This window comes from Variovorax sp. 679 (assembly GCF_003952185.1).
GTDB lineage: Bacteria > Pseudomonadota > Gammaproteobacteria > Burkholderiales > Burkholderiaceae_C > Variovorax.
Genome location: NZ_RXFS01000001.1, coordinates 683,863 through 706,198, shown reverse-complemented (window position 1 = coordinate 706,198; position 22,336 = coordinate 683,863). Strand labels below are relative to the sequence as shown.

At 68.4% G+C, this 22,336-nt stretch carries 21 protein-coding genes and 1 tRNA gene; 9 read left to right on the top strand and 13 right to left on the bottom strand.

What is annotated here, in order from left to right; genetic code table 11:
• Positions 1-54: 54 nt before the first annotated feature.
• The 8 genes from modB to fdhD all read left to right on the top strand — a co-directional run bounded on the left by modB (position 55) and on the right by fdhD (position 6,742).
• Entirely contained in the window at positions 55-738 is a 684-nt protein-coding gene (gene modB, locus EJO71_RS03280) for a molybdate ABC transporter permease subunit (protein WP_125946823.1), read from the top strand.
• A 155-nt stretch (positions 739-893) separates the two neighbouring features.
• A complete protein-coding gene (gene modA, locus EJO71_RS03275; RefSeq protein ID WP_125946824.1) occupies positions 894-1,643 on the top strand; it encodes a molybdate ABC transporter substrate-binding protein in 750 nt (249 codons plus the stop codon).
• Complete coding sequence (locus EJO71_RS03270) at positions 1,640-2,428, top strand: ATP-binding cassette domain-containing protein (protein WP_125946825.1); 789 nt, start codon at positions 1,640-1,642, stop codon at positions 2,426-2,428. Before modA ends, EJO71_RS03270 begins: the two co-directional genes overlap by 4 nt.
• 33 nt (positions 2,429-2,461) lie before the next feature.
• The gene (locus EJO71_RS03265) at positions 2,462-2,746 is read left to right on the top strand and encodes a YlcI/YnfO family protein (RefSeq protein ID WP_125946826.1); all 285 of its coding nucleotides are present in this window, start codon (positions 2,462-2,464) and stop codon (positions 2,744-2,746) included.
• Positions 2,743-3,057, top strand: coding sequence for a type II toxin-antitoxin system RelE/ParE family toxin (locus EJO71_RS03260; protein WP_125946827.1), 315 nt, complete (start codon positions 2,743-2,745; stop codon positions 3,055-3,057). Before EJO71_RS03265 ends, EJO71_RS03260 begins: the two co-directional genes overlap by 4 nt.
• Positions 3,058-3,148: 91 nt before the next feature.
• On the top strand, positions 3,149-5,509 hold the full coding sequence (locus EJO71_RS03255) for an FdhF/YdeP family oxidoreductase (protein WP_125946828.1): 2,361 nt from the start codon (positions 3,149-3,151) through the stop codon (positions 5,507-5,509).
• On the top strand, positions 5,506-5,793 hold the full coding sequence (locus tag EJO71_RS03250; RefSeq protein ID WP_093198085.1) for a hypothetical protein: 288 nt from the start codon (positions 5,506-5,508) through the stop codon (positions 5,791-5,793). The genes EJO71_RS03255 and EJO71_RS03250 overlap by 4 nt, the downstream gene beginning before the upstream one ends.
• Positions 5,794-5,824: 31 nt before the next feature.
• Positions 5,825-6,742 carry a formate dehydrogenase accessory sulfurtransferase FdhD gene (gene fdhD / locus EJO71_RS03245; RefSeq protein WP_125946829.1) on the top strand — a complete coding sequence of 306 codons (918 nt, stop codon included), beginning with the start codon at positions 5,825-5,827 and terminating at the stop codon, positions 6,740-6,742.
• On the opposite strand, the gene mnmH is transcribed toward fdhD, so the two are convergent.
• Genes mnmH through EJO71_RS03220 form a run of 5 tightly spaced genes read right to left on the bottom strand, consistent with a single transcriptional unit; the run spans position 6,676 to position 11,113 of the window.
• On the bottom strand, positions 6,676-7,746 hold the full coding sequence (gene mnmH / locus EJO71_RS03240) for a tRNA 2-selenouridine(34) synthase MnmH (protein WP_125946830.1): 1,071 nt from the start codon (positions 7,744-7,746) through the stop codon (positions 6,676-6,678). The genes fdhD and mnmH overlap by 67 nt on opposite strands.
• A gap of 50 nt (positions 7,747-7,796) precedes the next feature.
• A complete protein-coding gene (gene phnE, locus EJO71_RS03235) occupies positions 7,797-8,600 on the bottom strand; it encodes a phosphonate ABC transporter, permease protein PhnE (RefSeq protein WP_125946831.1) in 804 nt (267 codons plus the stop codon).
• Complete coding sequence (locus tag EJO71_RS03230; protein ID WP_125946832.1) at positions 8,597-9,433, bottom strand: ABC transporter permease; 837 nt, start codon at positions 9,431-9,433, stop codon at positions 8,597-8,599. Before EJO71_RS03230 ends, phnE begins: the two co-directional genes overlap by 4 nt.
• The gene (locus EJO71_RS03225) at positions 9,430-10,245 is read right to left on the bottom strand and encodes an ATP-binding cassette domain-containing protein (protein WP_125946833.1); all 816 of its coding nucleotides are present in this window, start codon (positions 10,243-10,245) and stop codon (positions 9,430-9,432) included. The genes EJO71_RS03230 and EJO71_RS03225 overlap by 4 nt, the downstream gene beginning before the upstream one ends.
• A gap of 10 nt (positions 10,246-10,255) precedes the next feature.
• The gene (locus EJO71_RS03220) at positions 10,256-11,113 is read right to left on the bottom strand and encodes a putative selenate ABC transporter substrate-binding protein (RefSeq protein ID WP_125946834.1); all 858 of its coding nucleotides are present in this window, start codon (positions 11,111-11,113) and stop codon (positions 10,256-10,258) included.
• A gap of 74 nt (positions 11,114-11,187) precedes the next feature.
• Between EJO71_RS03220 and selD the strand changes: the two genes are divergently transcribed.
• Positions 11,188-12,255: a selenide, water dikinase SelD gene (gene selD, locus EJO71_RS03215; RefSeq protein ID WP_240651237.1), complete on the top strand. Its 1,068-nt coding sequence runs from the start codon at positions 11,188-11,190 to the stop codon at positions 12,253-12,255.
• Between the two features lie 147 nt (positions 12,256-12,402).
• Here selD and EJO71_RS03210 read toward each other — a convergent pair.
• The 8 genes from EJO71_RS03210 to EJO71_RS03170 all read right to left on the bottom strand — a co-directional run bounded on the left by EJO71_RS03210 (position 12,403) and on the right by EJO71_RS03170 (position 22,160).
• Positions 12,403-12,495 (bottom strand) — tRNA-Sec (locus tag EJO71_RS03210).
• Between the two features lie 17 nt (positions 12,496-12,512).
• Positions 12,513-14,420, bottom strand: a complete 1,908-nt coding sequence (selB, locus tag EJO71_RS03205; protein ID WP_125946835.1) for a selenocysteine-specific translation elongation factor — start codon at positions 14,418-14,420, stop codon at positions 12,513-12,515.
• A complete protein-coding gene (gene selA / locus EJO71_RS03200; RefSeq protein ID WP_125946836.1) occupies positions 14,417-15,865 on the bottom strand; it encodes an L-seryl-tRNA(Sec) selenium transferase in 1,449 nt (482 codons plus the stop codon). The genes selB and selA overlap by 4 nt, the downstream gene beginning before the upstream one ends.
• Positions 15,865-16,893, bottom strand: coding sequence for a formate dehydrogenase accessory protein FdhE (gene fdhE, locus EJO71_RS03195; RefSeq protein WP_125946837.1), 1,029 nt, complete (start codon positions 16,891-16,893; stop codon positions 15,865-15,867). Before fdhE ends, selA begins: the two co-directional genes overlap by 1 nt.
• A gap of 176 nt (positions 16,894-17,069) precedes the next feature.
• A complete protein-coding gene (locus EJO71_RS03190) occupies positions 17,070-17,693 on the bottom strand; it encodes a formate dehydrogenase subunit gamma (RefSeq protein ID WP_125946838.1) in 624 nt (207 codons plus the stop codon).
• Positions 17,694-17,706: 13 nt separating this feature from the next.
• On the bottom strand, positions 17,707-18,687 hold the full coding sequence (gene fdxH / locus EJO71_RS03185; protein WP_125946839.1) for a formate dehydrogenase subunit beta: 981 nt from the start codon (positions 18,685-18,687) through the stop codon (positions 17,707-17,709).
• A 4-nt stretch (positions 18,688-18,691) separates the two neighbouring features.
• Positions 18,692-21,769, bottom strand: a complete 3,078-nt coding sequence (gene fdnG / locus EJO71_RS03180) for a formate dehydrogenase-N subunit alpha (RefSeq protein WP_137860721.1) — start codon at positions 21,767-21,769, stop codon at positions 18,692-18,694.
• A gap of 94 nt (positions 21,770-21,863) precedes the next feature.
• Positions 21,864-22,160 (bottom strand): hypothetical protein, encoded by a 297-nt coding sequence (locus EJO71_RS03170; RefSeq protein WP_125946842.1) that lies wholly within the window; start codon positions 22,158-22,160, stop codon positions 21,864-21,866.
• Positions 22,161-22,336 lie beyond the last annotated feature (176 nt).

The following is a 22,336-nucleotide window of genomic DNA, read 5'->3' as shown; positions in this document are numbered from 1 at the left end:
CGCACCCCCGTGAGAACCTTAGGGCTCATCGTGTAACAATCTCGCCGTATTTTCATGAACACGACGAATTCACTGATCGCTTCGACCGACTGGTTCCCGCTGGTGCTGTCGCTCAAGGTCGCCGCCGTGGCGACCGTGCTGGCGCTGATCGTCGGCGTGGCGCTGGGCTGGGTGTTCGCGCGCAAGAAGTTCTTCGGCAGCACGGTGCTCGAAGCCGCGTTCATGCTGCCGCTGGTGCTGCCGCCCACGGTGATCGGCTACGCGATCCTCGTGGCGGCCGGGCGCCGCAGCCCGTTGGGCGCGTGGCTGCGCGAGCACCTCGACTACACCATCATCTTCAGCTGGCACGGCGCGGTGGTGGCTTCGGCCGTGGTGGCGCTGCCGCTGGTGCTCAAGTCGGCCAGCGCGGCGTTCTCGGGCGTCGACCGTTCGCTCGAAGCCGCGGCCAGCACGCTGCGGCAGTCGCCGTTCTCGGTTTTCCTGCGCGTCACGCTGCCGCTGGCCTGGCCCGGCATCCTGGCCGGCACGCTGCTCGCGTTCGCGCGCGCCATGGGCGAGTTCGGCGCGTCGCTGATGGTGGCCGGCTCCATCCCCAAGCAGACCCAGACGCTGTCCATGGCCATCTACGACGCCGTGCAGGCGGGGCACGACGACCTCGCGCTGTTGCTGGTCATCGTGACCTCGCTGCTGTCGATCGCCGTGCTGGTGGTGTCGAACCGCTTCTTCTCGCTGAAATGAGCACACCCCCAGTCTTCGCGTACTTCGTGTCGCTACGCCAACCCCCTTGCAGGGGGCAACACCAGCAGCCCGGCAAAGCCGGTTCCGCGGTGTTCCCCGAAGGGGACGTAGTTTCTCTTTAGTTCTCAGCTCTCTATTACTTTCCGGAGATCATCATGCGTCCATTCCGTCTCTTGTCCCTCGTCGTCGCGCTCGCACTGCCGCTGGGCGCCGCGGCCCAGCAGATCACCGTGTCCGCCGCCGCCAGCCTGACCGACGCGTTCAAGGAGATCGGTCCCAAGTTCGAGGCCGCCAAGGCGGGCGCTTCGGTGCGCTTCAACTTCGCCGCCTCGGGCGTGCTGCTGCAGCAGATCGCCCAGGGCGCTCCGGTGGACGTATTCGCCAGCGCCGACCAGGAGACGATGAACCGCGGCGTCGAGCAGAAGGCCATCGATGCCGCCACGCGCAAGGACTTCGTCACCAACAGCCTTGTGCTCATCGAGCCGGCCAAGGAAGGCGTGGGCCTGAAGTCGCTGCAGGACCTGGGCGGCGCGGGCGTCAAGAAGATCGCCGTCGGCAAGGTCGCGACCGTGCCGGTCGGCCGCTACACCAAGCAGGTGCTGGACAACGCCAACCTCTGGACCGCGCTCGAGCCCAAGTTCGTGCAGGCCGACAGCGTGCGCCAGGTGCTCGACTACGTGAGCCGCGGCGAGGCCGAGGCCGGCTTCGTCTACCGCACCGACGCCGCCGTGGCCGGCGACAAGGTGAAGATCGCCTTCACGCCCACCGGCCACACGCCCGTGACCTATCCGATCGCCGTGGTCGCCGAGAGCAAGCAGAAGGCGCTGGCCGGCGACTTCATCGCCTTCCTCTCGACGCCCGCCGCGCAGGAAGTGCTCACGCGCTACGGATTCGGCAAGCCATGATCGATGTCGATCTGAAGCTCACGGTGGCCGACGGCCGCCGGCGCTTCGATCTCGCGGTGCGTTTCGCGACGGACGTACCCTTTGCCGCGCTCTATGGTCCGTCGGGCGCGGGCAAGTCGCTCACCCTGCAGGCCATTGCCGGCCTGCTGCATCCCTCGGCGGGTCACGTGCGGCTCGACGGCCGCACGCTGTACGACTCGGCCCAGGGCATCGACGTGCCCGCGCCGGCGCGGCGCATCGGCTATCTCTTCCAGGACTACGCGCTGTTCCCGCACCTGAGCGTGCGCGAGAACGTGGCCTTCGGGTTGACCGCATGGCATCGCCGCAAGCCCGTTGCGAAGGACGCCGAGCGCGTGCAGGCCCTGCTGGAGAGCTTTGGCCTCGCCGCGCTGGCCGACAGCCGCCCGCAGAACCTTTCAGGCGGCCAGCGGCAGCGCGTGGCGCTCGCGCGGGCCCTGGCCTGCGAGCCGCAGGTGCTGCTGCTCGACGAACCCTTCGCCGCGCTCAACCCCATGCTGCGCGCCGAACTGCGCAACGAACTCGCCCAGGTGCGCAGGCAATGGGGCATTCCGGTGCTGATGATCACGCACGACATCGAGGACGTGCTCGCGCTGGCCGACGTGGCCTTCGTCTACAAGGATGGGCAGGTAGTGCGCGAGATCGACCTGCACAACGCAGAAAGCCGAGACTTCGCGCTGCGCGACATCGCGGGCGTGCAGCACGCGGAAGACACGCCGTTGAGGCGCAAGTTGCGGGGACTGCTGATGCAGGATGTGCGCAACTGACGCCTTGCATCGCATAAGCGATACACTTTGGCGATGAAAACCGCCACCATTCCCTCCGTGCGTGTCGAGCCCGAATTCCGGGACGAGGTCGAACGGGTGCTCGGCGAAGGCGAGACCCTCTCCCAGTTCGTCGAAGCGGCCGTCCGCGCCTGCGTCCTGCAGCGAAAGAGCCAGGCCGAGTTCGTCACCCGCGGCATGAAGTCGTTGGCCAGCGCGCGCCGCAGTGGTGAATACGTCGAGGCGGGCGAGATGATGCAGCGTCTCAGGACCAAGCTCGAATCGGCAGCGAAGAAGCAGCAAGGCGCAGCCCGCCGGTGAGCTACTCGGTCCGGTTCACGCGCCAGGCGGCCGAAGACCTGGAGCGGCTGTACGACTTCGTCCTGGAACGGGAGCTTGCCAGAGGCGGCGATCTCGAACTGGCCGCGCGGGCCCTCGAGGCGATCGAGCACGGCATGGCGACCCTCGGCTTTTCGCCCTTCACCTGCCGGAAAGCCGGCGACAGCCCCTTCATCCGCGAGCTTGTGATCCCGTTCGGCGCCAGCGGCTATGTGGCGCTGTTCGAAATAGAGGCAAGCGACTCGATCGTCGTGGCCGCCGTCAGGCACCAGCGCGAAGACGACTATCACTGAGGAAGCGGCGGCCCGTTCATTTCCTTTTTGAATCGCCGCATGTCCCGATTCAATTTGACGCTCCGCAGCCCTGCGGCGAACACTCGCCCGCATGAGCAGCGAGCAGAAGATCGAGTTTTACAAGGGCCCCGCGGGCGGTTGGGGCGCATTGCGCAGCGTGACGAATGCGCTGCTGCGGCAGGACATTCCCATCAAGGGCGCGAAGACGCTGCTCTCGGCCAACCAGCCCGACGGATTCGACTGCCCCGGCTGCGCCTGGCCTGACCGCAATCACGCCTCCACCTTCGAGTTCTGCGAGAACGGCGTCAAGGCCGTGGCTGCCGAAGCCACCGCGCGCCGTGCCGGCCCCGAGCTGTTCGCGAAGCACACTGTGGCCGAACTGGCCGAGCAAAGCGATTTCTGGCTGGAAGACCAGGGGCGGCTCACCCACCCCATGGCCTACGACGCGGCCAGCGACAAATACGTGCCGATCGAATGGGACGACGCCTTCGCGCGCATCGCCCGGCATCTGAACGCGCTGCCTGACCCCAACCAGGCCATCTTCTACACCTCGGGCCGGGCGAGCAACGAGGCCGCCTTCCTGTACCAGCTGTTCGTGCGCGAGTACGGCACCAACAATTTTCCCGACTGCTCGAACATGTGCCACGAGCCCAGCGGCAGCGGCATGCGCCCGCAGATCGGCGTGGGAAAAGGCACGGTCACGCTCGACGACTTCGAGAAGGCCGACGCGATCTTCATCTTCGGCCAGAACCCAGGCACCAACCATCCGCGCATGCTGGGCGAGTTGCGTGCGGCTTCGAAGCGCGGCGCGCGCATCGTGAGCTTCAACCCGCTGCGCGAGCGCGGCCTGGAGCGCTTTGCCGACCCGCAGGACAAGCTGGAGATGGCGACCCTCGGCTCCACGCCCATCAGCACGCACTACTTCCAGCTGCGCGTGGGTGGCGACTTCTCCGCCATCAAGGGGATGATGAAGCACGTCATCGAGCGCGAGGACGAGGCCGCGGCGCGCGGCGAGCCGTCTGTGCTCGACCATGAATTCATCGCCGGGCACACCACCGGTTTCGAGGTGCTGGCTGCCGACCTTCGCGCCGAGTCGTGGGACATCCTGGCACGCGAATCGGGCCTGAGCGAGGAACAGATCCGCGCCGCGGCCGACGTGTACCTGGGCGCGAAGAGCGTCATCGCCTGCTGGGGCATGGGCATCACGCAGCACCAGCATTCGGTGGCCACCATCCAGATGATCGGCAACCTGCTCATGATGCGCGGCAACATGGGCCGCGAAGGCGCGGGCGCCTGCCCGGTGCGCGGCCACAGCAACGTGCAGGGCGACCGCACCATGGGCGTCTGGGAAAAGCCGCCTGCCGCGCTGCTCGACCGCCTGCAGAAGGTGTTCGGCTTTGAGCCGCCGCGCCAGAACGGCGTCGACACCGTCGAGGCGATCCAGTCGATGCTCGACGGCAAGGGCAAGGTGTTCTTCGCGCTGGGCGGCAACTTCGCGGCCGCCACGCCAGACACCTACCAGACCTGGAAGGCGCTGCGGCAGTGCGAGCTGACGGTGCACGTGACCACCAAGCTCAACCGCAGCCACGTGATCCACGGGCGCGAGGCGCTCATCCTGCCGTGCCTGGGCCGTACCGAGATCGACATGCAGGCCGGCGGCCAGCAGGGCGTGACGGTGGAAGACTCCATGAGCATGGTTCACATCTCGATGGGCATCAATCCGCCCGCGTCGGAGCACTTGCTGTCGGAGCCGGCCATCGTGGCACGGCTTGCCGCCGCCACCATCGGTGCGCGCAGCAAGACGCCGTGGCTGTGGCTCATCGAGGACTACGCGCGCATCCGCGACAAGATCGAAGCCGTGTTCGACGACTTCAAGGACTTCAATACGCGCGTGGCGCACCCCGGCGGCTTCCGCCTGCGCAACACCGCGAGCGAGCGCGTGTGGAACACCGCCTCGAAGAAGGCCGTGTTCTTCGCGCACGCCGTGCCGCTGGACACCCCGTCGCACCGCGCCCGCGCGCGCTTCGCGAAGAAGGGCGACACCGTCGTCTTCACGCTGCTGACCACGCGTTCGCACGACCAGTACAACACCACCATCTACGGCATGGACGACCGCTACCGCGGCGTGTTCGGCCAGCGCCGCGTGGTCTTCATCAACAAGGAAGACATCCGCGCGCTGGGCATGAAGGACGGCGACTGGGTCGACATCCAGACCGTGTGGAACGACGGCCAGGAGCGCCGCGCCGACCGCTTCAAGCTCGTGGCCTACGACATCCCGCGCGGCAACATCGCGGCCTACTACCCCGAGACCAACCCGCTGGTGCCGCTGTCGGCCGTGGCCGAGAACGCGGGTACGCCGACCTCCAAGTCCATTCCCGTGGTGCTGGTGCCGCACGAGCTGCCGATCCAGAAGCTGGCGGAGGACGAAGCCGACGGCATGGTGGCGGCATGAGTGCCCTGCTGCAGGACAGTCTCTCTGTAGCCATCCTGCGCATGCTCGCGCAGGAGCCCGACGGCACCGGAGTTTCTCTGCCGCGCCTGGGCAAGCGGCTCGGCCAGGGCGCCAGCGTGCTGATGCGCCGGCTCACGATGATGGGCGACGCAGCCATCGGCGGCGTGCGCGGCCCCGGCTGGGTGCGCGTGGTGCAGCACGACGACCGCTGGGTCGCGCACCTGCTCGAAGCCGGGCGGGCGCAGGTGGGAACCCTGCCTCCCGAAGACGAAAGCCGCGACTGAGCCGACAATGGCCCGCCTAGCCGGAGCCAACATGCCGCAGCCAGATACCGACGATCCCGAAGACACCCTACCGCCGCTGTCGCAGCATGCCGTGCGCGTGTTCGGCGAGCGTGGCGTCGCGCCCGAAGGCGAGTTGCGCGACGACACTCTGGCGTCCGAGGTGCCGGTGGCGCTGGTGTTCAACGGCGTCTCGCACGCGGTGATGATGGCCACGCCGCAAGACCTGGAAGCCTTCGCGCTTGGCTTCGCGCTGAGCGAAGGCATCCTCGACACCGCAGCCGATTGCCGTGGCATCGACGTGCGCACCATCGATGCCACCGATGCCGGCCTGCCCGAAGGCATGCCCGGCATCGAGGTGCAGCTCGAGATTTCCACGCGCAGCTTCGAGCGCCTGAAGGACCGCCGCCGAAGCCTCGCGGGCCGTACCGGCTGCGGCGTGTGCGGTGTCGAGAGCTTCGCGGGGCTCGATCTTTCACCGCAGCACGTGCCGCCGCGCGACTGGATCGAACGCATCGACCTGCCGACCGTGCTTCGCGCCTTCGCGGCCATGCCGCCGCGCCAGGTGCTCAACGCCGAGGCCGGCGCGATCCACGCCGCTGCATGGGCCACGGTCGATGGTGAACTCACCGACCTGATGGAAGACGTGGGCCGTCACAACGCGCTCGACAAGCTGCTCGGAAAGCTCGCGCTGGCAGGGCGACTCGAAGAACCCGGCTTCGTGCTGATGTCCAGCCGCGGCAGCCACGAGCTCGTGCGCAAGTGCGCGCGCCTCGGCATCGCAGCGATGGCGACCATCTCCGCACCGACCTCGATGGGCGTGCGCATGGCCGAGCTGTGCGGCCTGCGCTTCTGGGGACTGTGCCGTGCGCCGCGCGGCGTGCTCTATGCCGACGGACTCGCGCCCTTGTCGAGCGCCAGCACCGCCTCCGCCACGGCTTCGATTCCCTGATCCGACAGGTCGGCCGCCGCCACTGCCCGGCGCTGCGTCCACGCCTTGAAGTGCAGCTCCTGCGATTTCTGGTAATGCGGGTCGTAGTGCAGCGACATCAGCTCCGCGAACAGGTGCGGCAGGTCGGCCTCGTGTGCCCACTGCTGCCAGCGTGCGACGGTTTCCTTGCCCTGCAGCTCCTTCAGCGCGCCGAGCTTGTCGGCCAGTGCGTCGCGGTCGTCGCCCAGGTAGGCGTAGTCGCGCAGCAGGTAGTCCAGCCGGGTCTCGGGCGTGGCTGACACCTCGATGCACGGCGCCGCGCGCATCCGGGCCACCAGCGGCAGGGGAAGCGAGAGCCGTCCGATGCGGATGCTTTCGCCCTCGACGTACAGCGGGCGCGAAGGATCGATGGCCTCCAGGACCGCCGCGATGCGCGTCTCGAAATGCTTCTGCGAAGGCTGCGGCACGCCCGGCAGCGAACCGAGCAGCGAGCCCTTGTGGCTGGCGAAGTCTTCCAGGTCGAGCACTTGCGCGCCGCGCGCGGCCAGCGCGTGCAGCACGCGCGTCTTCGCGCTGCCGGTGGCGCCGCAGATCACGCGCAGGTCGAGCTTCGGCGTCAGCGAGTCGATCTGCGAGATGACGTGCCGGCGGAAGCTCTTGTAGCCACCGGCGAGCTGCTGCGCGTCCCAGCCCACGAGCCGCAGCCAGGTGACCATCGAGCCGCTGCGCATGCCGCCGCGCCAGCAATACACCAGCGGCTTCCAGTTCTCGGGCCGGTCGGCGAGCGTCTCGCGCAGGTGCCGCGCGATGTTGGCCGCGACCATCGCGCCGCCGATGCGCCGCGCCTCGAAGGCGCCGGTCTGCACGTAGACGGTGCCGACGATGTGGCGCTCCTCGTCGTTCAGCACCGGGCAGTTGATGGCGCCCGGGATATGGTCGAGCGCGAACTCGGCCGGCGAACGGGCGTCGATCAGCGTGTCGAAGGCGTGGCGGTCGGCCACCCGCACGGGCTGGCGATGACTCATGGCAGAAGGGACCTCATGCCCCGATTGTCGGCGAGCGGGAAAAAGGGCGGTCAAGCGTAGGCTGGCCCAAGGCCTTTGCGCAAGCGAGCGCTCGCAAAGTCCACCAGCGTGACCAGCACGAACATCCCGATCAGCACCGTCATCGCCTGCTGCTGCTGGAAGATCGACAGGTGGAAGTACAGCAACTGCCCCAGCCCGCCGCCGCCCACGAAGCCCAGCACGGCGGCCATGCGGATGTTCATCTCCCAGCGGTAGAGCGTGTACGCCACCCACTGCGGCAGCACGATGGGCAGGCTGGCGTAGCTGAAGGCGGTGACGGGGCCCGCGCCAGAGAGCGTCAGTGCGTGCTCGGGCTCGCGCGGGGCGTTTTCCAATGCTTCGGCAAACAGCCGGCCCAGCACGCCCGTGGTGTGCAGCGCCAGCGCCAGCGCGCCCGCGAATGGGCCGATGCCGGCGGCCAGCACCATCAACGCAGCCCAGACCAGCTCGGGCACGCTGCGCAGGAAGTTGAGGGCGAAGCGCGCCACGTGTCGTGGCAGCCAGCCGGCGCGGCCCGAGGCGGGCAATGCGAGCACCGCGCCGGCAACAGCGGCAAGCACGGTGCCGAGCGCGGACACCGCCAGCGTCTGCAGCGCGCCATTGCCGACCTTGGCGAGGAAGTCCGGCGAGACGTCAGGCGGGAAGAATTCCGCGACGAACTTGCCCATGAGCCTGAGCGATTCCGCCGAGCCCAGGGCACGGTAATCGATGCCCAGGTAGATGAAGCTCGCCACGACGGCCGCGCCGATCAGCAGCAGGGCGATGCGGCACCGCCAGCACGGCGGCGGGCGCGGAGGCAGCGTCTTCGTCGTCATGCCAGCAGCCTCCGCAGTGCGCTGCTCAGCAGGTCCGCCAGCAGTACCAGCGCGAGGAACACCAGCAGGATGCTGCTGGCCTCGCCGCCGTTGAGCATCTTCATCGACTGGTCCATCAGCTGCCCCAGCCCACCCGCGCCGACGAAGCCCATCACTACCGACGCGCGCACCGCGCATTCCCAGCGATAGACGGTGTACGAGGCCAGCTCCTGCGCCGTGTTCGGCAGCAGGCCGTAGCACAGCGCCGCGAGCCGGCCGCTGCCGCTTTCGAGCAGCGCGCGGGCAGGGCGGGTGTCGGTCGATTCGAGGATCTCGGCGTAGACCTTGCCCAGCATGCCGCCGTAGGTGATGGCCAGCGCCAGTACGCCAGCGGCGGGGCCGAGCCCGAGTGCGCGCACGAAGAGCAGCGCCCAGACGATCTCCGGAATCGCGCGCAGCACCATCAGCAGCCAGCGCGCGGCCTGCCGCACGATGCCTGCCTGCACGCGGCCAGGCCCCGGCCCGATGCGTGAGATGGAAAGCGCGCGCGTCGTCACGAAGCCCAGCGGCGCGCCGATCAGCAGCGCCAGCGCGGTGCCGGCCGTGGCCATGGCCAGCGTCTCCAGCGTGGCCTTGAGGAGCAGCGCGAGAAAGGCCGGCGAGCCGTCGGGCGGGAAGAAGCCCGCGAGAAAGCCGCCGATGACCGCGAGATTGCCGCCGGTGAACAGCGCCCACGGCTTGAATTCGGACAGCGCCAGCATCGGCCATGCGATGACGAGCGCGGCGGCGCAGGCGGCCAGCCGCCGCGGGGCGTGCGGATCGCGCAGGGCGGCAGCCTTGGCGGCGGCGTTCAAGGGCAGTCCGGCCGGTGGAAGGCCGCCTCCATGGCCGCACCGGCAGGCTGCGGCCTTTGCGTCGCGACACCGCCTTCGCTGGCGTAGAGCGCATCGAGCATCGCGCCCGTTACCTCACCAGCGGGCAGGTCGAACATCAACACGCCGCCGCGCATGCCGACGATGCGCGGGAACCAGCGCAGCGCCAGGTCCACCGCATGCAGCGAGGCCATCAGCGTGGCACCCGTCGATTCGCTCTGCGCGACCAGCTGGCCGATGGCCGCGTCGGCCAGCGTCGGGTCGAGCGCGGACACCGGCTCGTCGGCCAGCAGCAGGGCCGGGCGCTGGTACAGCACGCGTGCGATGCCCACGCGCTGCAGCTGGCCGCCGGAGAGCCGGTCGCAGCGCTCGAACAGGCGGTCTTCCATCGCCAGCCGGGAGAGCGCTTCATGCGCACCGGCGATGTCCGAGGGATGCAGCAGCGAGCCCAGCGCGCGCAGCATCGACCACTCGCCGAGCCGGCCCGCGAGCACGGCGGTGACCACACGCAGCCTCGGTGCGATGGGCGGCGACTGGTGCACGGTGCCGATGCGTGCGCGCAGCTTCTTCAGCGCCGTCGCCGGCAGCTGCCATGGGCTGGCGCCGAGTGCCTGCACATTGCCTTCGGTAGGCCGCAGCGCCGCGCCGAGCACGCGCAGCAGCGTGGTCTTGCCGGCACCCGAAGGCCCGATGACGGCGATGCGTTCGCCATCGCGCGCGGCCAGCGTCACCCCGGCCAGCGCGCGCTGCCCGTTGGGATGAACGACGCCCGCGCCTTCCAGCGAAAAACTCATCCGCGCAGGCTCACTTGATCAAACCCGCCGACTTGCCCGCGGTCTCGATCCCGTCGTAGTTCGACGACTTGGTCGGAATGAACTTGCTCGCGCGCTGCAGCGCCATGATTTCCTTGTGCGCCGGATTGGCCGGGTCGAGCTTCAGGAAGGCGTCGGTCAGCTTCTTCGTGACGGCGGCATCGAGGCCCGGGCGCACCGTCCAGTTGTAGTCGTAGTAGGTCGGCGTGGTGGCCAGCACGCGCACCTTGGCGGCGTTGGGGTTCTTGGCCTCCACCAGCTTGTCCCACACCGAGGCGTTGAGCACGCCGGCTTCCGCGCGCGATGCGGCCACGAAGGCCACGGTGGCGTCGTGCGCGCCCGAGAACGCGACCGTCTTGAAGTCCTTCTCGGGGTTGATGCCCGCCTGCAGCAGGAAGTAGCGCGGCATCAGGCTGCCCGAGGTGGAGGAGGGCGCGCCGAAGGCGAAGGTCTTGCCCTTCAGGTCGGCCAGCGTCTTCGCGGTGCTGTCGACCGGCACGATGAACTTGCTGGTGAACACCTCGTCCTCCGCGCGCTGCACGATCGGCACCGCGCCGCCATTGGTGCGGATGCGCGCCTGCACGAAGGTGAAGCCGCCGAGCCAGGCCAGGTCGATCTTGTTGGTGGCCAGGCCCTCGACCACGGCGGCATAGTCGGTCACGGGCGTGAACTGCACGTCCATGCCGGTTTCCTTCTTCAGATAGTCGCCCAGCGGCGTGAATTTGCGCTGCAGCTCGGTGGGGGCCTCGTCGGGAATGGCAGAGACGCGCAGCACTCCCTGGGCGAAGGCCCCGAGGCTCGCGGCGGAGAAGGTCAGGGCAAGGGCCAGTCGGGTGAGTGTCTTTTTCATGGATGCGCCTCAGGTACGTGCGGGATAGGAAGGGACGGGATTGTAGAAAGCGGGGGCGATTCGATAATCGGCCCATGAACCCAACGCTCATGAACCCGCTCGCGCCCCTGCGCCTCACGAGTTTTTCGCATGGCGGCGGCTGCGGCTGCAAGATCGCGCCGGGCGTGCTGTCGCAGATCCTGAAGAACCAGGCCGGCGGGCTGATCCCGCCCGAACTCATGGTGGGCATCGAGACCGCCGACGACGCGGCGGTCTACAGGCTCAACGACCAGCAGGCGCTGATCGCGACCACCGACTTCTTCATGCCCATCGTGGATGACCCGTACGAGTTCGGCCGCATCGCCGCGACCAACGCGATCAGCGACGTGTACGCGATGGGCGGGCGCCCGATCATGGCGCTGGCGCTCGTCGCCATGCCGATCAACCAGCTGCCGGTGGAAGTCATCGCCGAGATCGTGCGCGGCGGGCAGGACGTGTGCCGCGCCGCGGGCATCCCGATTGCCGGTGGCCACACCATCGATTCGGTCGAGCCGATCTACGGCCTCGTCGCCATGGGCCTCGTGCACCCCGAGCGCGTGCGCCGCAACGCCGACGCGAAGGCGGGCGACGTGCTGGTGCTGGGCAAGCCGCTGGGCGTCGGTGTGCTGTCGGCAGCGCTCAAGAAGGAGCAGCTCTCCGAGACCGGCTACCGGCAGCTGATCGAGAACACGACGAAGCTCAATACCCCCGGCATCGCGCTCTCGGCCCTCGACGGCGTGCACGCGCTGACCGACGTCACCGGCTTCGGCCTGGCCGGCCACGCGCTCGAACTGGCGCGCGGCGCGAAGCTCACGGCCGTGATCGAGTGGTCGAAGGTGCCCTTGCTCGAGAACGTGGTGGTGATGGCCGCCGAAGGCATGGTCACCGGCGCTTCGGGGCGCAACTGGGCCGGCTATGGCGCCGATGTGAACCTGGCCCCCGGCCTGCACGCCACCACGCAGAACCTGCTGAGCGATCCGCAGACCTCGGGGGGCCTGCTCGTGAGTTGCGCGCCCGAAGCGGTCGATGCCGTGCTGAAGGTTTTCCGCGATGAAGGTTTCGCGCGTGCTGCAGTGATCGGCCGCGTGGAAGTCGGCGAGCCTTCGCTCCACGTAGTCCCCTGACAGAGCGGCCCTGCTCCGACTCGTCGAGTGGGCAGTCGCCGTCGCGAGCGGTCCGAGCTTGCGCCGAGAAGCGCAGACGTACATCGGTACGTCGAGCATCGCAGGCGCGAGATCGGATCGCGCAGCAGGCGAATGCCCGCTCGACGGCGGAAGGGGGAAGGAGTCGAACCTTCCCGGCGACGACTGGCGCCACCCACTGGGTTTGAAGCCCAGCCGCCCCACCAGGGACGATCCCCTCCCATGATCGTTTCCGTTGTTCACGGCCTCGCCTCGAACAACGACGTGTCGGGCCGCAGCAGGTGAGCGTCCTTCACGCGCCGCGTGAAGCCTACGCGGTCGAAAAACTCCAGCAACTGGATCGCGCGCTTGCGGCCCAACCCGGTTGCATCGCGAAAACTCGCGGCCTGCAGCCCTTCAGGGCCGTCGAGGCAATCCCGCGCAGTGGTCGCCAGCCGCTCGACTGTCGCCAGCGGATAGTACAAGTCCTTCACCACCTGGAAGACCTCGCCACGTCGCGCCACGCTCGCGAGCGTCTGCCGCACCATCGCTTCGCTCACTGCGCAGTCCTTTGCAAGATCGCGCACCCATGGCGGATCGAAGCCGCCGTCTGCCAGCCTGGGCAGCAGCTTCTGCGCGAGCTTCTGCTCGGCCTCGTCGAGGCGCGCAGCATGGTCGGGCAGATGCAGCCAGGTGCCGCTGCGCACCAGTGCGCCGCGCGCGACCAGGTCGTCGAGCGCATGGCGCCAGAGCGAATCGTCGGTGCGCGGCCCGGCGAGCCGCTTGAGCCGGCGCGCGTCGGGGCCGACTTCATCGGGCGCCGTGCGATGGAAGTCCGCGAGGCGCCCGGTGATCTGCTCTTCGAGCGCGTCCAGATGCGCTTGCCCGATGGCCGTGTGTTCGATGCGCACCGCGTCGCCGGGCAGCGGCAGCGCTGCTTCGTCGGCCAGCGAGAGCGCACGCGCAGTTCGCCCAGTGTCGATTCCGAGCGGCGCGTTGTGCAGCAGCGCGGCTGCGCGAGTGGCTCGGTCGTCGATGGCCCAGGCCGCCAGCGTGCGCAGGCGCTCGGGCGTGCGGCGATAGCGCACCGGCGCGAACGGGTCGAGCATGCGCACGCCGGCCACGGTGCGCGTGGCCGATGCATCGCGCAGCACGCCGCGATCGCCATGCCATGCGCCGACCGCCTCCTTGAGCACCAGCTGGGCAAATGCCGTCTCGCCCGGCGCGAGCGCATCGCGGTCCAGCAGTGCGATCGACGCCATCACGTCGCTCGCGCCGAGGTGCGCATGCACGGTCGCACCCGAGCGCAGCGGCTTGGCCTCGTCGGGCCACAGCGTGAGCAGCACGTCGATGCGGTCGGTGGCGAGCGCGATGCCCGGCGCGCAGACCCAGTCGCCGCGATGCATCTCGTCCTTGGTGACGCCGGCCAGCGCCAGTGCGCAGCGCTGGCCCGCATGTGCCGACTCGGCCTTCTGGTTCTGCGCGTGGATGCCGCGTACGCGCACCGTACGGTCGCCGGGCACCACGCGGAGTTCGTCCCCGATGCGCACCGTGCCGCTGAAGACCGTGCCGGTGACCACCGTGCCGACACCCGACAGCGTGAAGGCGCGGTCGACGGCGAGCCGGAAGGCCAGACCGTCCTCGCGCGCACGCTCGTCGCGCGCCACGCCGAGCAAGCGCTCGCGCAGCGCGTCGATGCCTTCGCCCGTCGTCGCCGACACCGCGAGCACGGGCGCTCCCGCCAGCGGCGTGGGCACCAGCAGCGCGGCGATGTCCGCGCGCACCTCGGCCAGCCGCGCCTCGCGCATGGCCTCGTCGATGCGGTCGATCTTGGTGATGGTCACCGTCGCCTCGCGCACGCCCAGCAGCGCCACCACTGCCAGATGTTCGCGCGTCTGCGGCATCACGCCGTCGTCGGCGGCCACCACCAGCAGCGCATGGTCGATGCCCGTGGCGCCAGCCAGCATGGTGTGCAGCAGCCGCTCGTGGCCCGGCACGTCGACGAATCCCAGCGACACGTCGTCGGGCGCGTGCAGGTACGCATAGCCCAGCTCGATGGAGATGCCGCGCCGCTTCTCCTCCGGCAGCCGGTCGGTGTCGACGCCGGTGAGCGCGCGCACCAGCGTGGTCTTGCCGTGGTCGATGTGGCCGGCGGTGCCGATGATCATTGCAGGCGCTCGCGCAGCAGCGGCAATTGGGCGGTGAAGGGCGCGCCGTCCTCGAGGCAGCGAAGGTCGAGCAGCAGGCGGTCTTCCGCGATGCGGCCGATCACCGGCAGCGGAAGGCCGCGCAGCGCTGTGGCGAGTGCGTCGAGCGCGGTGCCGATGCCTTTCCTCGAGGTGCCGGCCGGCGCGAGCGCGAGGCCGGCCGAGGGCAGTCGTTCGACCGGCAGCGAGCCGGAGCCGATCTGACCGAGCAGCGGCACCACCTCGACGGTGAAGCGCGGCGACACGGCGGCCTGCATCGGTGCCTTCAGCGACTCGGCCATCTCGCGGATCGCGTCGGCGGGCCGCGTGAGCAGCCGCAGCGTCGGCAGGTCCTGCGCGAGGCGCTCGGGCCGCAGGTACAGCGAGAGCGTGGCTTCGAGCGCGGCCAGCGGCAGCTTGCTCATGCGCAGTGCGCGCTTCATCGGGAACTTGCGGATGCGGCCCACGGCCTCCTTGCTGCCCACGATGAGCCCGGCCTGCGGTCCGCCCAGCAGCTTGTCGCCCGAGAAGGTGACCACGTCGCAGCCGGCCGCGAGCATCTCCTGCGGCAGCGGCTCGCGCGGCAGGCCGTAATGCGCGAGGTCGATCAGCGAGCCGCTGCCCAGGTCCGTGGCCAGCGGCACGCCGCGCGCATGCGCGATGCCGGCGAGCGTGGCTTCGTCGACCGCGGCAGTGAAGCCCTGCACCGCGTAGTTGCTGGTATGCACCTTCATCACGAGCGCGGTGCGCTCGTTGATGGCGCGTTCGTAGTCCTGCGGATGCGTGCGGTTGGTGGTGCCGACCTCGACCATGCGCGCGCCCGCGCTGGCCATCACGTCGGGCATGCGGAAGGCGCCGCCGATCTCGACCAGCTCGCCGCGCGAGACGATCACCTCGCGCTCGCGTGCCAATGCCGCGATGGTGAGCAGCACGGCGGCGGCGTTGTTGTTGACCACCGTGGCCGCTTCGGCACCGGTGATGGTGCACAGCAGCTCTTCCACCAGCGAGTCGCGATCGCCGCGGCTGCCGGTGGCAAGGTCGTACTCGAGGTTGTTGGGTGACGTCATCACCGCGAGCAGCCGCTGCAGCGCCGCGTCGGCCAGCAGTGCGCGGCCGAGGTTGGTGTGGATGACGGTGCCGGTGAGGTTCAGCACTGCCTTCATGCGCGGTGCGAGGCGGTCCTGGATGCGTGCGGCAAGTGCGTTGCCGAGTGCCTCGTGTTGCACCTCGGTTGCCATCAGCTTGCCTGCCACCGCCTGCGCGCGAAGCCCTTCGAGCAGCGCGCGCGCCTCCTTCACCACCAGCGTGTGGCCGTGCTCGGCCAGCAACGCGCCCGGCACGGCGAGGCGCAGCAGTTGATCGACAGAAGGCAGATCCTGGGGCCTTGCCGTCGAGCCGTGGACCACGGACTCTTCGGGCGCTGCCATCAGCCGCCTCCGCCGTCGTCGGGTATTTCGGGGTCGCCGAACAGCAGCATCAGGTTGTGGCCGCTGCGCTGGTGGCCGGCTTCGGAAACGAGCAGGTCGAGCGTGACGCTCGCAAGGTCGTCGGCGACGGGCTCCACCTCGGGGTCTTTCTCCATCGCGATCTGCTTGAGGTAGTGGCCGCAGCTGTCGCAGCACTCGGCCTTGACCGCGCCTTCGCGTGCGCCCGTCGCAGGCAGTTCTACGCCGGGCTGCGGCGACAACGATTCGAAATGGATGCCCTTTGTGCTTTCGCAGTGCGTGCACTTGATGCGCACGTAGTGCCACTCGGTGCCGCACAGCGAGCAATGCAGGTAGCGGAAGCCCGCCTCGTCGGCGCCGATGCGCGTGATGCTCGCCGTGGGTGCGCTGCCGCAGCAGGGGCACTCGTTGCCGGGATCGGTACGGCCGTAGATGTTTTCGCCCTCGCGCTCGGCCACCTGCAGCACCAGTTGCGTCCAGTAGGCCTGCAGCCCGGCGGCGATCAACGGCGCGGCTGCGAGATCGAGCCCGAACATGATGCGGCGCGAGAGCCGGTCGGCCTGCTCGTCGATCCACGCGGCATCGGCCGCTACAACGCGGTCGAGCGTGTCGCGCGCGGGGCCTTCGGGCAGCCGGGCGCGGAAGAGGCCGAGCAGGCGGCGAAGCTCCTTCTGCCAGACCGGATCGCGTGTCCAGCCGAAGGCGGGCATCGGTGGCTTCAGTACCTTCGCCGCGGCTTCGAGCGCATCGGATTCGGGCAGCGCGACCGGCGCGTAGTCCTGCAGCACCTGGTGCTGCGCCTGCGCGAGGTCGGCGATGAAGATCAGGTACTCGCGCATCGGATGCGATGCTGCAAGCTGGCGCAGCCGCAATTGCCGGTCGGAGAACACGAGGGAGCGCACCGGCAGGCGCAGGAACGGCATCTGCCGTCCGGCCTGCATCGCGATCTGCTCGGGATCGAGGATGCGCGTGGTCCGGATCGGCGGAGGGCTGCCGGTGGAACTGCTCATTCAGAAGACTCTACAGCGATTCGCGCGATTTGCGATACGTGATTGGCCCCAGACCGTACACGGACGGGGTCGTTCGCGGGATACCGCGGAACCGGCTTTGCCGGGCCGCAGGTATCGCCCCCGGAAGGGGGTTGGCGAAGCGACACGAAGTGCGCGAAGTCTGGGGGAGAGTCTGTTTACTCACCGCGCGTCATTTTGCGATGCCACAAGGGATGGTTGAGCTTGGCCCATCCCTCGGTGACTGTGCCGCGCGTCATCGCGCGCAGCGTGCCCTTGACCCAGATCGCCGCATAGATGTGCGTGATGACCGAGAGGATCAGCACCACGGCCGAGGCCGCGTGCACCACCACCGCGATGCGCCGCACGAGGATCGGGAAGAAGCCGACGAACCACGGGCTCCAGAACATGAAGCCCGTCACCAGCAGCAGGAGCAGGCTGATGCCGAAGGCCCAGAACACCAGCTTCTGCCCGGCGTTGTACTTGCCCACCGGCGGCATGCTCGACTTGTCTCCCTTGAGCATCTTCGGCGCGTTGCCGAGCCATTCGCGATCGCCCTTGTCGAGGATGTTCTCGCGCCACATCGTGAAGAACAGGAACACGAAGCCCAGCACCATCAGCAGGCCCATGAAGGGATGCAGGATGCGCGTCCATGGCCCGCCGCCGAACAACGTGCTCAGGAAGAACAGGCTCGGGTGGAAGAAGGCCAGGCCCGAGAGTGCGGCGGCGAAGAACATGATCGCGACGAACCAGTGGTTCATGCGCGTGGCGTCGCGGTAGCGGCGAAGGTAGTAGCGTGTCATCGCGTTCTTCTCCTCATGCGCGGGGTGCGGTGGACGGCGGCGCAGAAGCCGGAGCCGGGGCCGAGGCCGGCGGCTCCTCGATCACCACCACGTCGTCGGGCTTGCCGTCGCGGTCGGCGTCGGGGTGCTCGTCCTTGGGTTCGATGGGGCCGGTCTTCATGTAGTGGAAGAAGCTGCCTACCACGGCGCCGATCATGGCGACCATCGCGAGCGGCTTGGCAACGCCCTTCCACAGCGACACCAGCGGGCTGATGTGCGGGTCCTTCGGCAGGTCGGCGTACAGCTCCGGCCGGTCGGCATGCTGCAGCACGTACATCACATGCGTGCCGCCCACGCCCGCCGGGTCGTACACGCCGGCGTTGGAGAAGCCGCGCTCCTTCAGGTCGACGATGCGCTCGGCGGCGTAGTCGTGCATGTCTTCCTTGGTGCCGAAGTGCAGCGCGCCGGTGGGGCAGGCCTTCACGCAGGCCGGCTCCAGGCCCACGCCCACGCGGTCGGAGCACAGCGAGCACTTGTAGGCCTTGTTGTCGACCTTGCTGATGCGCGGCACGTCGAAGGGGCAGCCGGTGACGCAGTTGCCGCAGCCCACGCAATGCTCGCTGATGAAGTCGACGATGCCGTTGGCGTACTTGACGATGGCGCCCGGCGAGGGGCACGACTTCAGGCAGCCGGGGTCGTCGCAGTGCATGCAGCCGTCCTTGCGGATCAGCCATTCGAGCTTGCCGGCCTCGGGCTCGACCTCGGAGAACTTCATCACCGTCCAGGAGGCCGGCGTGAGGTCGACCGGGTTGTCGTAGGTGCCGTGCGTGGTGCCGATCTCGTCGCGCAGGTCGTTCCACTGCATGCACGCGACCTGGCAGGCCTTGCAGCCGATGCAGGCCGACACGTCGATCAGCTTCGCGAGCGGCTGAACCTGCGGGCGATGGCGGATCTCCGGCGACGGCGTGGTCGTGGCCGAGCGGGCGGCGATGTCGAGGGTTTGAAGGGACGACATTGCCTTATGCCTTCTCGATGTTGACCGTGAACGACTTGTACTCGGGCGTCTGCGTGTTCGCGTCGCCCACGAAGGGCGTCAGCGTGTTCACCAGATACCCGGGCTTGGCCACGCCCACGAAGCCCCAGTGGTTCGGCAGCCCCACCGTGTGCACGGTGCGGCCGTCGACCTGCAGCCCGACGATGCGCTTGGTCACCACCGCCACGGCCTTGATGAAGCCGCGCTTGCTCGACACCTTCACCATGTCGCCGTGGCCGATGCCCTTCTCCTTCGCGAGCTCCTCGCCGATCTCGACGAACTGCTGCGGCTGGATGATGGCCGAGGTGCGCACGTTCTTGGTCCAGTAGTGGAAGTGCTCCGTGAGCCGGTAGCTGGTTGCCACGTACGGGAAGTCCTTCGGCACGCCGAGGCGCTCGAGGTCGCCCTTGAAGATGCGTGCCGCGGGGTTGGCGCGCGCCTTCTCGTTGTTCGGGTGCATCAGGTTGTTGACCAGCGGCGACTCGAAGGGCTCGTAATGCTCGGGCAGCGGTCCTTCGGCCATGCCGGTGGGGGCGAAGAGCCGCGCCACGCCCTCAGCCGTCATGATGAAGGGGCGTACGGCCTCCGCATCCGTGGGGTTCGCGTCGGGCCGGATGTCGGGCACGTCGGAGCCGGCCCACTTGGCGCCGTCCCATGCGACCAGCCGGCGCTTCGCGATCCACGGCTTGCCGGTGGCCGGATCGGTGGAGGCGCCGTTGTAGAGGATGCGCCGGTTCGCAGGCCACGCCCACGCCCAGTTCTGCACCATGCCGATGCCGTACGGGTCGGCGTTGTCGCGCCGGGCCATCTGGTTGCCGGCCTGCGTCCAGGCGCCGGCGTAGATCCAGCAGCCGCTCGACGTGGTGCCGTCGTCGCGCAGCAGGCCGAAGCCCGAAAGCTGCTCGCCGGCCTTGGCGGTCGGCGGCTTGGTCGGGTCCTTCGGGTCGAGCAGGTCGGTGATGGCGCGGCCGTTGTATTCCATCGCCAGTTCCTGCGCGGAGGGCGAGTGCGGAATCTTGTAGGGCCAGGTGAGGTTGACGATCGGGTCGGGGTACGTGCCGCCGTCCTTCGCGTAGGCCGCGCGGATGCGGTTGAAGATGCCCGCGACGATCTCGATGTCGCCCTTGGCCTCGCCCGGCGGCTCCGCGCCCTTCCAGTGCCACTGCAGCCAGCGGCTGGAGTTGGTGAGCGAGCCGTCTTCCTCGGCGAAGCAGGTCGAGGGCAGGCGGAACACCGTGGTCTGGATGTCGGCGGTCTTGACGTCGTTGAACTCGCCGAAGTTGCGCCAGAACTCGCTGGTCTCCGTCATCAGCGGATCGATGGTGACGAGGAACTTGAGCTTCGAGAGCCCGTCGACGATCTTCTTCTTGTCCGGGAACGAGCCCACCGGGTTGAAGCCCTGGCAGATGTAGCCGTTGAGCTTGCCCTGGTTCATGAGCTCGAAGGCCTGCAGCACGTCGTAGAGCTTGTCGATCTTCGGCAGGTAGTGGAAGGCCCACTCGTTCTCGGCCGTGGCCGCGTTGCCCCACCAAGCCTTCTGCATGCTGACGAAGAACTTCGGGTAGTTCTGCCAGTAGCTCATCTGGTTGGGGCGCAGCGGCTTCAGTGCGCGGGTCTTGTAGTAGACCTCCAGCGACTGCTCGCTGTCACGCGCCAGCGACAAGTAGCCGGGCAGCGAGTTCGACAGCAGCCCCAGGTCGGTCAGGCCCTGGATGTTGCTGTGGCCGCGCAGCGCGTTCATGCCGCCGCCCGGCACGCCGATGTTGCCCAGCAGCAGCTGCACGATGGCGCCTGTGCGGATCATCTGCGAGCCCTGGCTGTGCTGCGTCCAGCCCAGCGCGTACATGATGGTCATGGTGCGCTGGGAGGTGCTGGTGCTCGCGATGTACTCGCAGACCTTGAGGAACTTGTCTTTCGGCGTGCCGGTGATGCGGCTCACCATGTCGGGCGTGTAGCGCGCGTAGTGCCGCTTCATCACCTGCAGCACGCATTGCGGGTCCTGCATGGTCATGTCGACCTTGGCCATGCCCTGCTCGTCGAGCGCGTAGCCCCACGACTTGGGGTCGTAGTTGCGCTTCTCGGCGTTGTAGCCGCTGAACAGGCCGTCCTCGAACTTGTAGTCGGGGCCGACGATGAAGGTCGCGTTGGTGTAGTTGCGGACGTACTCGGTCTGGATCTTGTCGTTGCCCAGCAGGTAGTTGATGACCCCCGCGAGGAACGCGATGTCCGAGCCCGCGCGTATCGGTGCGTAGTAGTCGGCCATGGCGGCCGAGCGCGTGAAACGCGGGTCGACCACGACCAGCCTTGCCTTGTTCTGTTTCTTGGCCTCGATGACCCACTTGAAGCCGCACGGATGCGCCTCCGCGGCGTTGCCGCCCATGATCAGCACGACATCCGCGTTCTGGATGTCCTGCCAGTGGTTGGTCATCGCGCCTCTGCCGAACGTCGGGGCCAGACTGGCCACCGTGGGTCCGTGTCAGACGCGTGCCTGGTTGTCGAACACCAGCATTCCGGTCGAGCGGAATGCCTTGTGCGTGATGTATCCGGTTTCGTTGGACGAGGCCGAGGCGCAGAGCATGCCGGAGCTGGTCCAGCGGTTCACGGTCTTGCCGTCGGCGTTGGTGGTCTGGAAGTTGGCGTCGCGGTCGGCCTTCAGCAGCTTCGCGATGCGGTCGAGCGCCTCGTCCCAGCCGATGCGCTTCCACTCGGTGCTGCCGGCTTCGCGCACCTCGGGGTACTTCAGCCGCATGGGGCTGTGCACGAAGTCGAGCAGGCCCGCGCCCTTGGGGCACAGCGTGCCGCGATTCACGGGGTGGTCGGCATCGCCCTCGATGTGGAGGATGTCGGACACCACGTTCTTCGCCTTGTCGCCCAGGCTGTACATGATGAGCCCGCAGCCCACCGAGCAGTACGGGCAGGTGTTGCGGGTCTCGGTGGTGCGCGCGAGCTTGAAGTTGCGGGCCTCGGCCAGCGCGGCGGTCGGCGAGAAGCCGAGTGCCACGATGCTGGAGCCGACCAGCCCCGCGCTGCTGACGCGGAAGAATTGCCGGCGGTTCATGTCCATGACGGAACCTCCTGCAGCGGTGAAGTGGTGGGGTGTTTCATCGTGGTCTTCTTTTCTTCTTGCGGGATAACTCGAATGAACCTGGCGGGCCGCGCTACTTCGGCGCCGTGCCGTCGCCTCCGCTGGGCGCGGGCGCCGCGCCGCCGGAAGAACCGGTGCCCCCCGGCCCGCTCATGCCGCCCACGGCCGCGCCTCCCTCGGAGGGGCCCTTATGGGACGAGGAGGATTCGACCTTGTCACCCGATTCGGCGGGCGCGATGCCCGTCGGGCTCGCTCCGGTCGTTCCGGCGCCGGCCTTTGGCGCGGGCGGCTTGGGATCGCAGGCACTCGCCAGCAGGCCCGCGGCCAGGCACAGGCCGATGATCTGCAAGCGCTGCTGACTTCGTGGCATCGACACTCCTTGTGGGAAGGACGGGTCCGGCAACGGGCTGTTTTTATGGCCTCGTATTCCGCTTGCCGGGCGTGCCCGGTTTGCGACAAACGGGATGCGTTTGTCGCATCATGCGACAGCATCATGTCGGGATCAAGGCCCGAAAGGGCGCAATAACCCTTGAATCCAGCCGTGCC

Bases quoted from the DNA above. Each gene is read 5' to 3' on its own strand.
- modB (WP_125946823.1), top strand. From the start codon at position 55: ATGAACACGACGAATTCACTGATCGCTTCGACCGACTGGTTCCCGCTG.
- modA (WP_125946824.1), top strand. From the start codon at position 894: ATGCGTCCATTCCGTCTCTTGTCCCTCGTCGTCGCGCTCGCACTGCCG.
- EJO71_RS03270 (WP_125946825.1), top strand. From the start codon at position 1,640: ATGATCGATGTCGATCTGAAGCTCACGGTGGCCGACGGCCGCCGGCGC.
- EJO71_RS03265 (WP_125946826.1), top strand. From the start codon at position 2,462: ATGAAAACCGCCACCATTCCCTCCGTGCGTGTCGAGCCCGAATTCCGG.
- EJO71_RS03255 (WP_125946828.1), top strand. From the start codon at position 3,149: ATGAGCAGCGAGCAGAAGATCGAGTTTTACAAGGGCCCCGCGGGCGGT.
- EJO71_RS03250 (WP_093198085.1), top strand. From the start codon at position 5,506: ATGAGTGCCCTGCTGCAGGACAGTCTCTCTGTAGCCATCCTGCGCATG.
- fdhD (WP_125946829.1), top strand. From the start codon at position 5,825: ATGCCGCAGCCAGATACCGACGATCCCGAAGACACCCTACCGCCGCTG.
- mnmH (WP_125946830.1), bottom strand. From the start codon at position 7,746: ATGAGTCATCGCCAGCCCGTGCGGGTGGCCGACCGCCACGCCTTCGAC.
- phnE (WP_125946831.1), bottom strand. From the start codon at position 8,600: ATGACGACGAAGACGCTGCCTCCGCGCCCGCCGCCGTGCTGGCGGTGC.
- EJO71_RS03225 (WP_125946833.1), bottom strand. From the start codon at position 10,245: ATGAGTTTTTCGCTGGAAGGCGCGGGCGTCGTTCATCCCAACGGGCAG.
- EJO71_RS03220 (WP_125946834.1), bottom strand. From the start codon at position 11,113: ATGAAAAAGACACTCACCCGACTGGCCCTTGCCCTGACCTTCTCCGCC.
- selD (WP_240651237.1), top strand. From the start codon at position 11,188: ATGAACCCAACGCTCATGAACCCGCTCGCGCCCCTGCGCCTCACGAGT.
- selB (WP_125946835.1), bottom strand. From the start codon at position 14,420: ATGATCATCGGCACCGCCGGCCACATCGACCACGGCAAGACCACGCTG.
- selA (WP_125946836.1), bottom strand. From the start codon at position 15,865: ATGGCAGCGCCCGAAGAGTCCGTGGTCCACGGCTCGACGGCAAGGCCC.
- fdhE (WP_125946837.1), bottom strand. From the start codon at position 16,893: ATGAGCAGTTCCACCGGCAGCCCTCCGCCGATCCGGACCACGCGCATC.
- EJO71_RS03190 (WP_125946838.1), bottom strand. From the start codon at position 17,693: ATGACACGCTACTACCTTCGCCGCTACCGCGACGCCACGCGCATGAAC.
- fdxH (WP_125946839.1), bottom strand. From the start codon at position 18,687: ATGTCGTCCCTTCAAACCCTCGACATCGCCGCCCGCTCGGCCACGACC.
- EJO71_RS03170 (WP_125946842.1), bottom strand. From the start codon at position 22,160: ATGCCACGAAGTCAGCAGCGCTTGCAGATCATCGGCCTGTGCCTGGCC.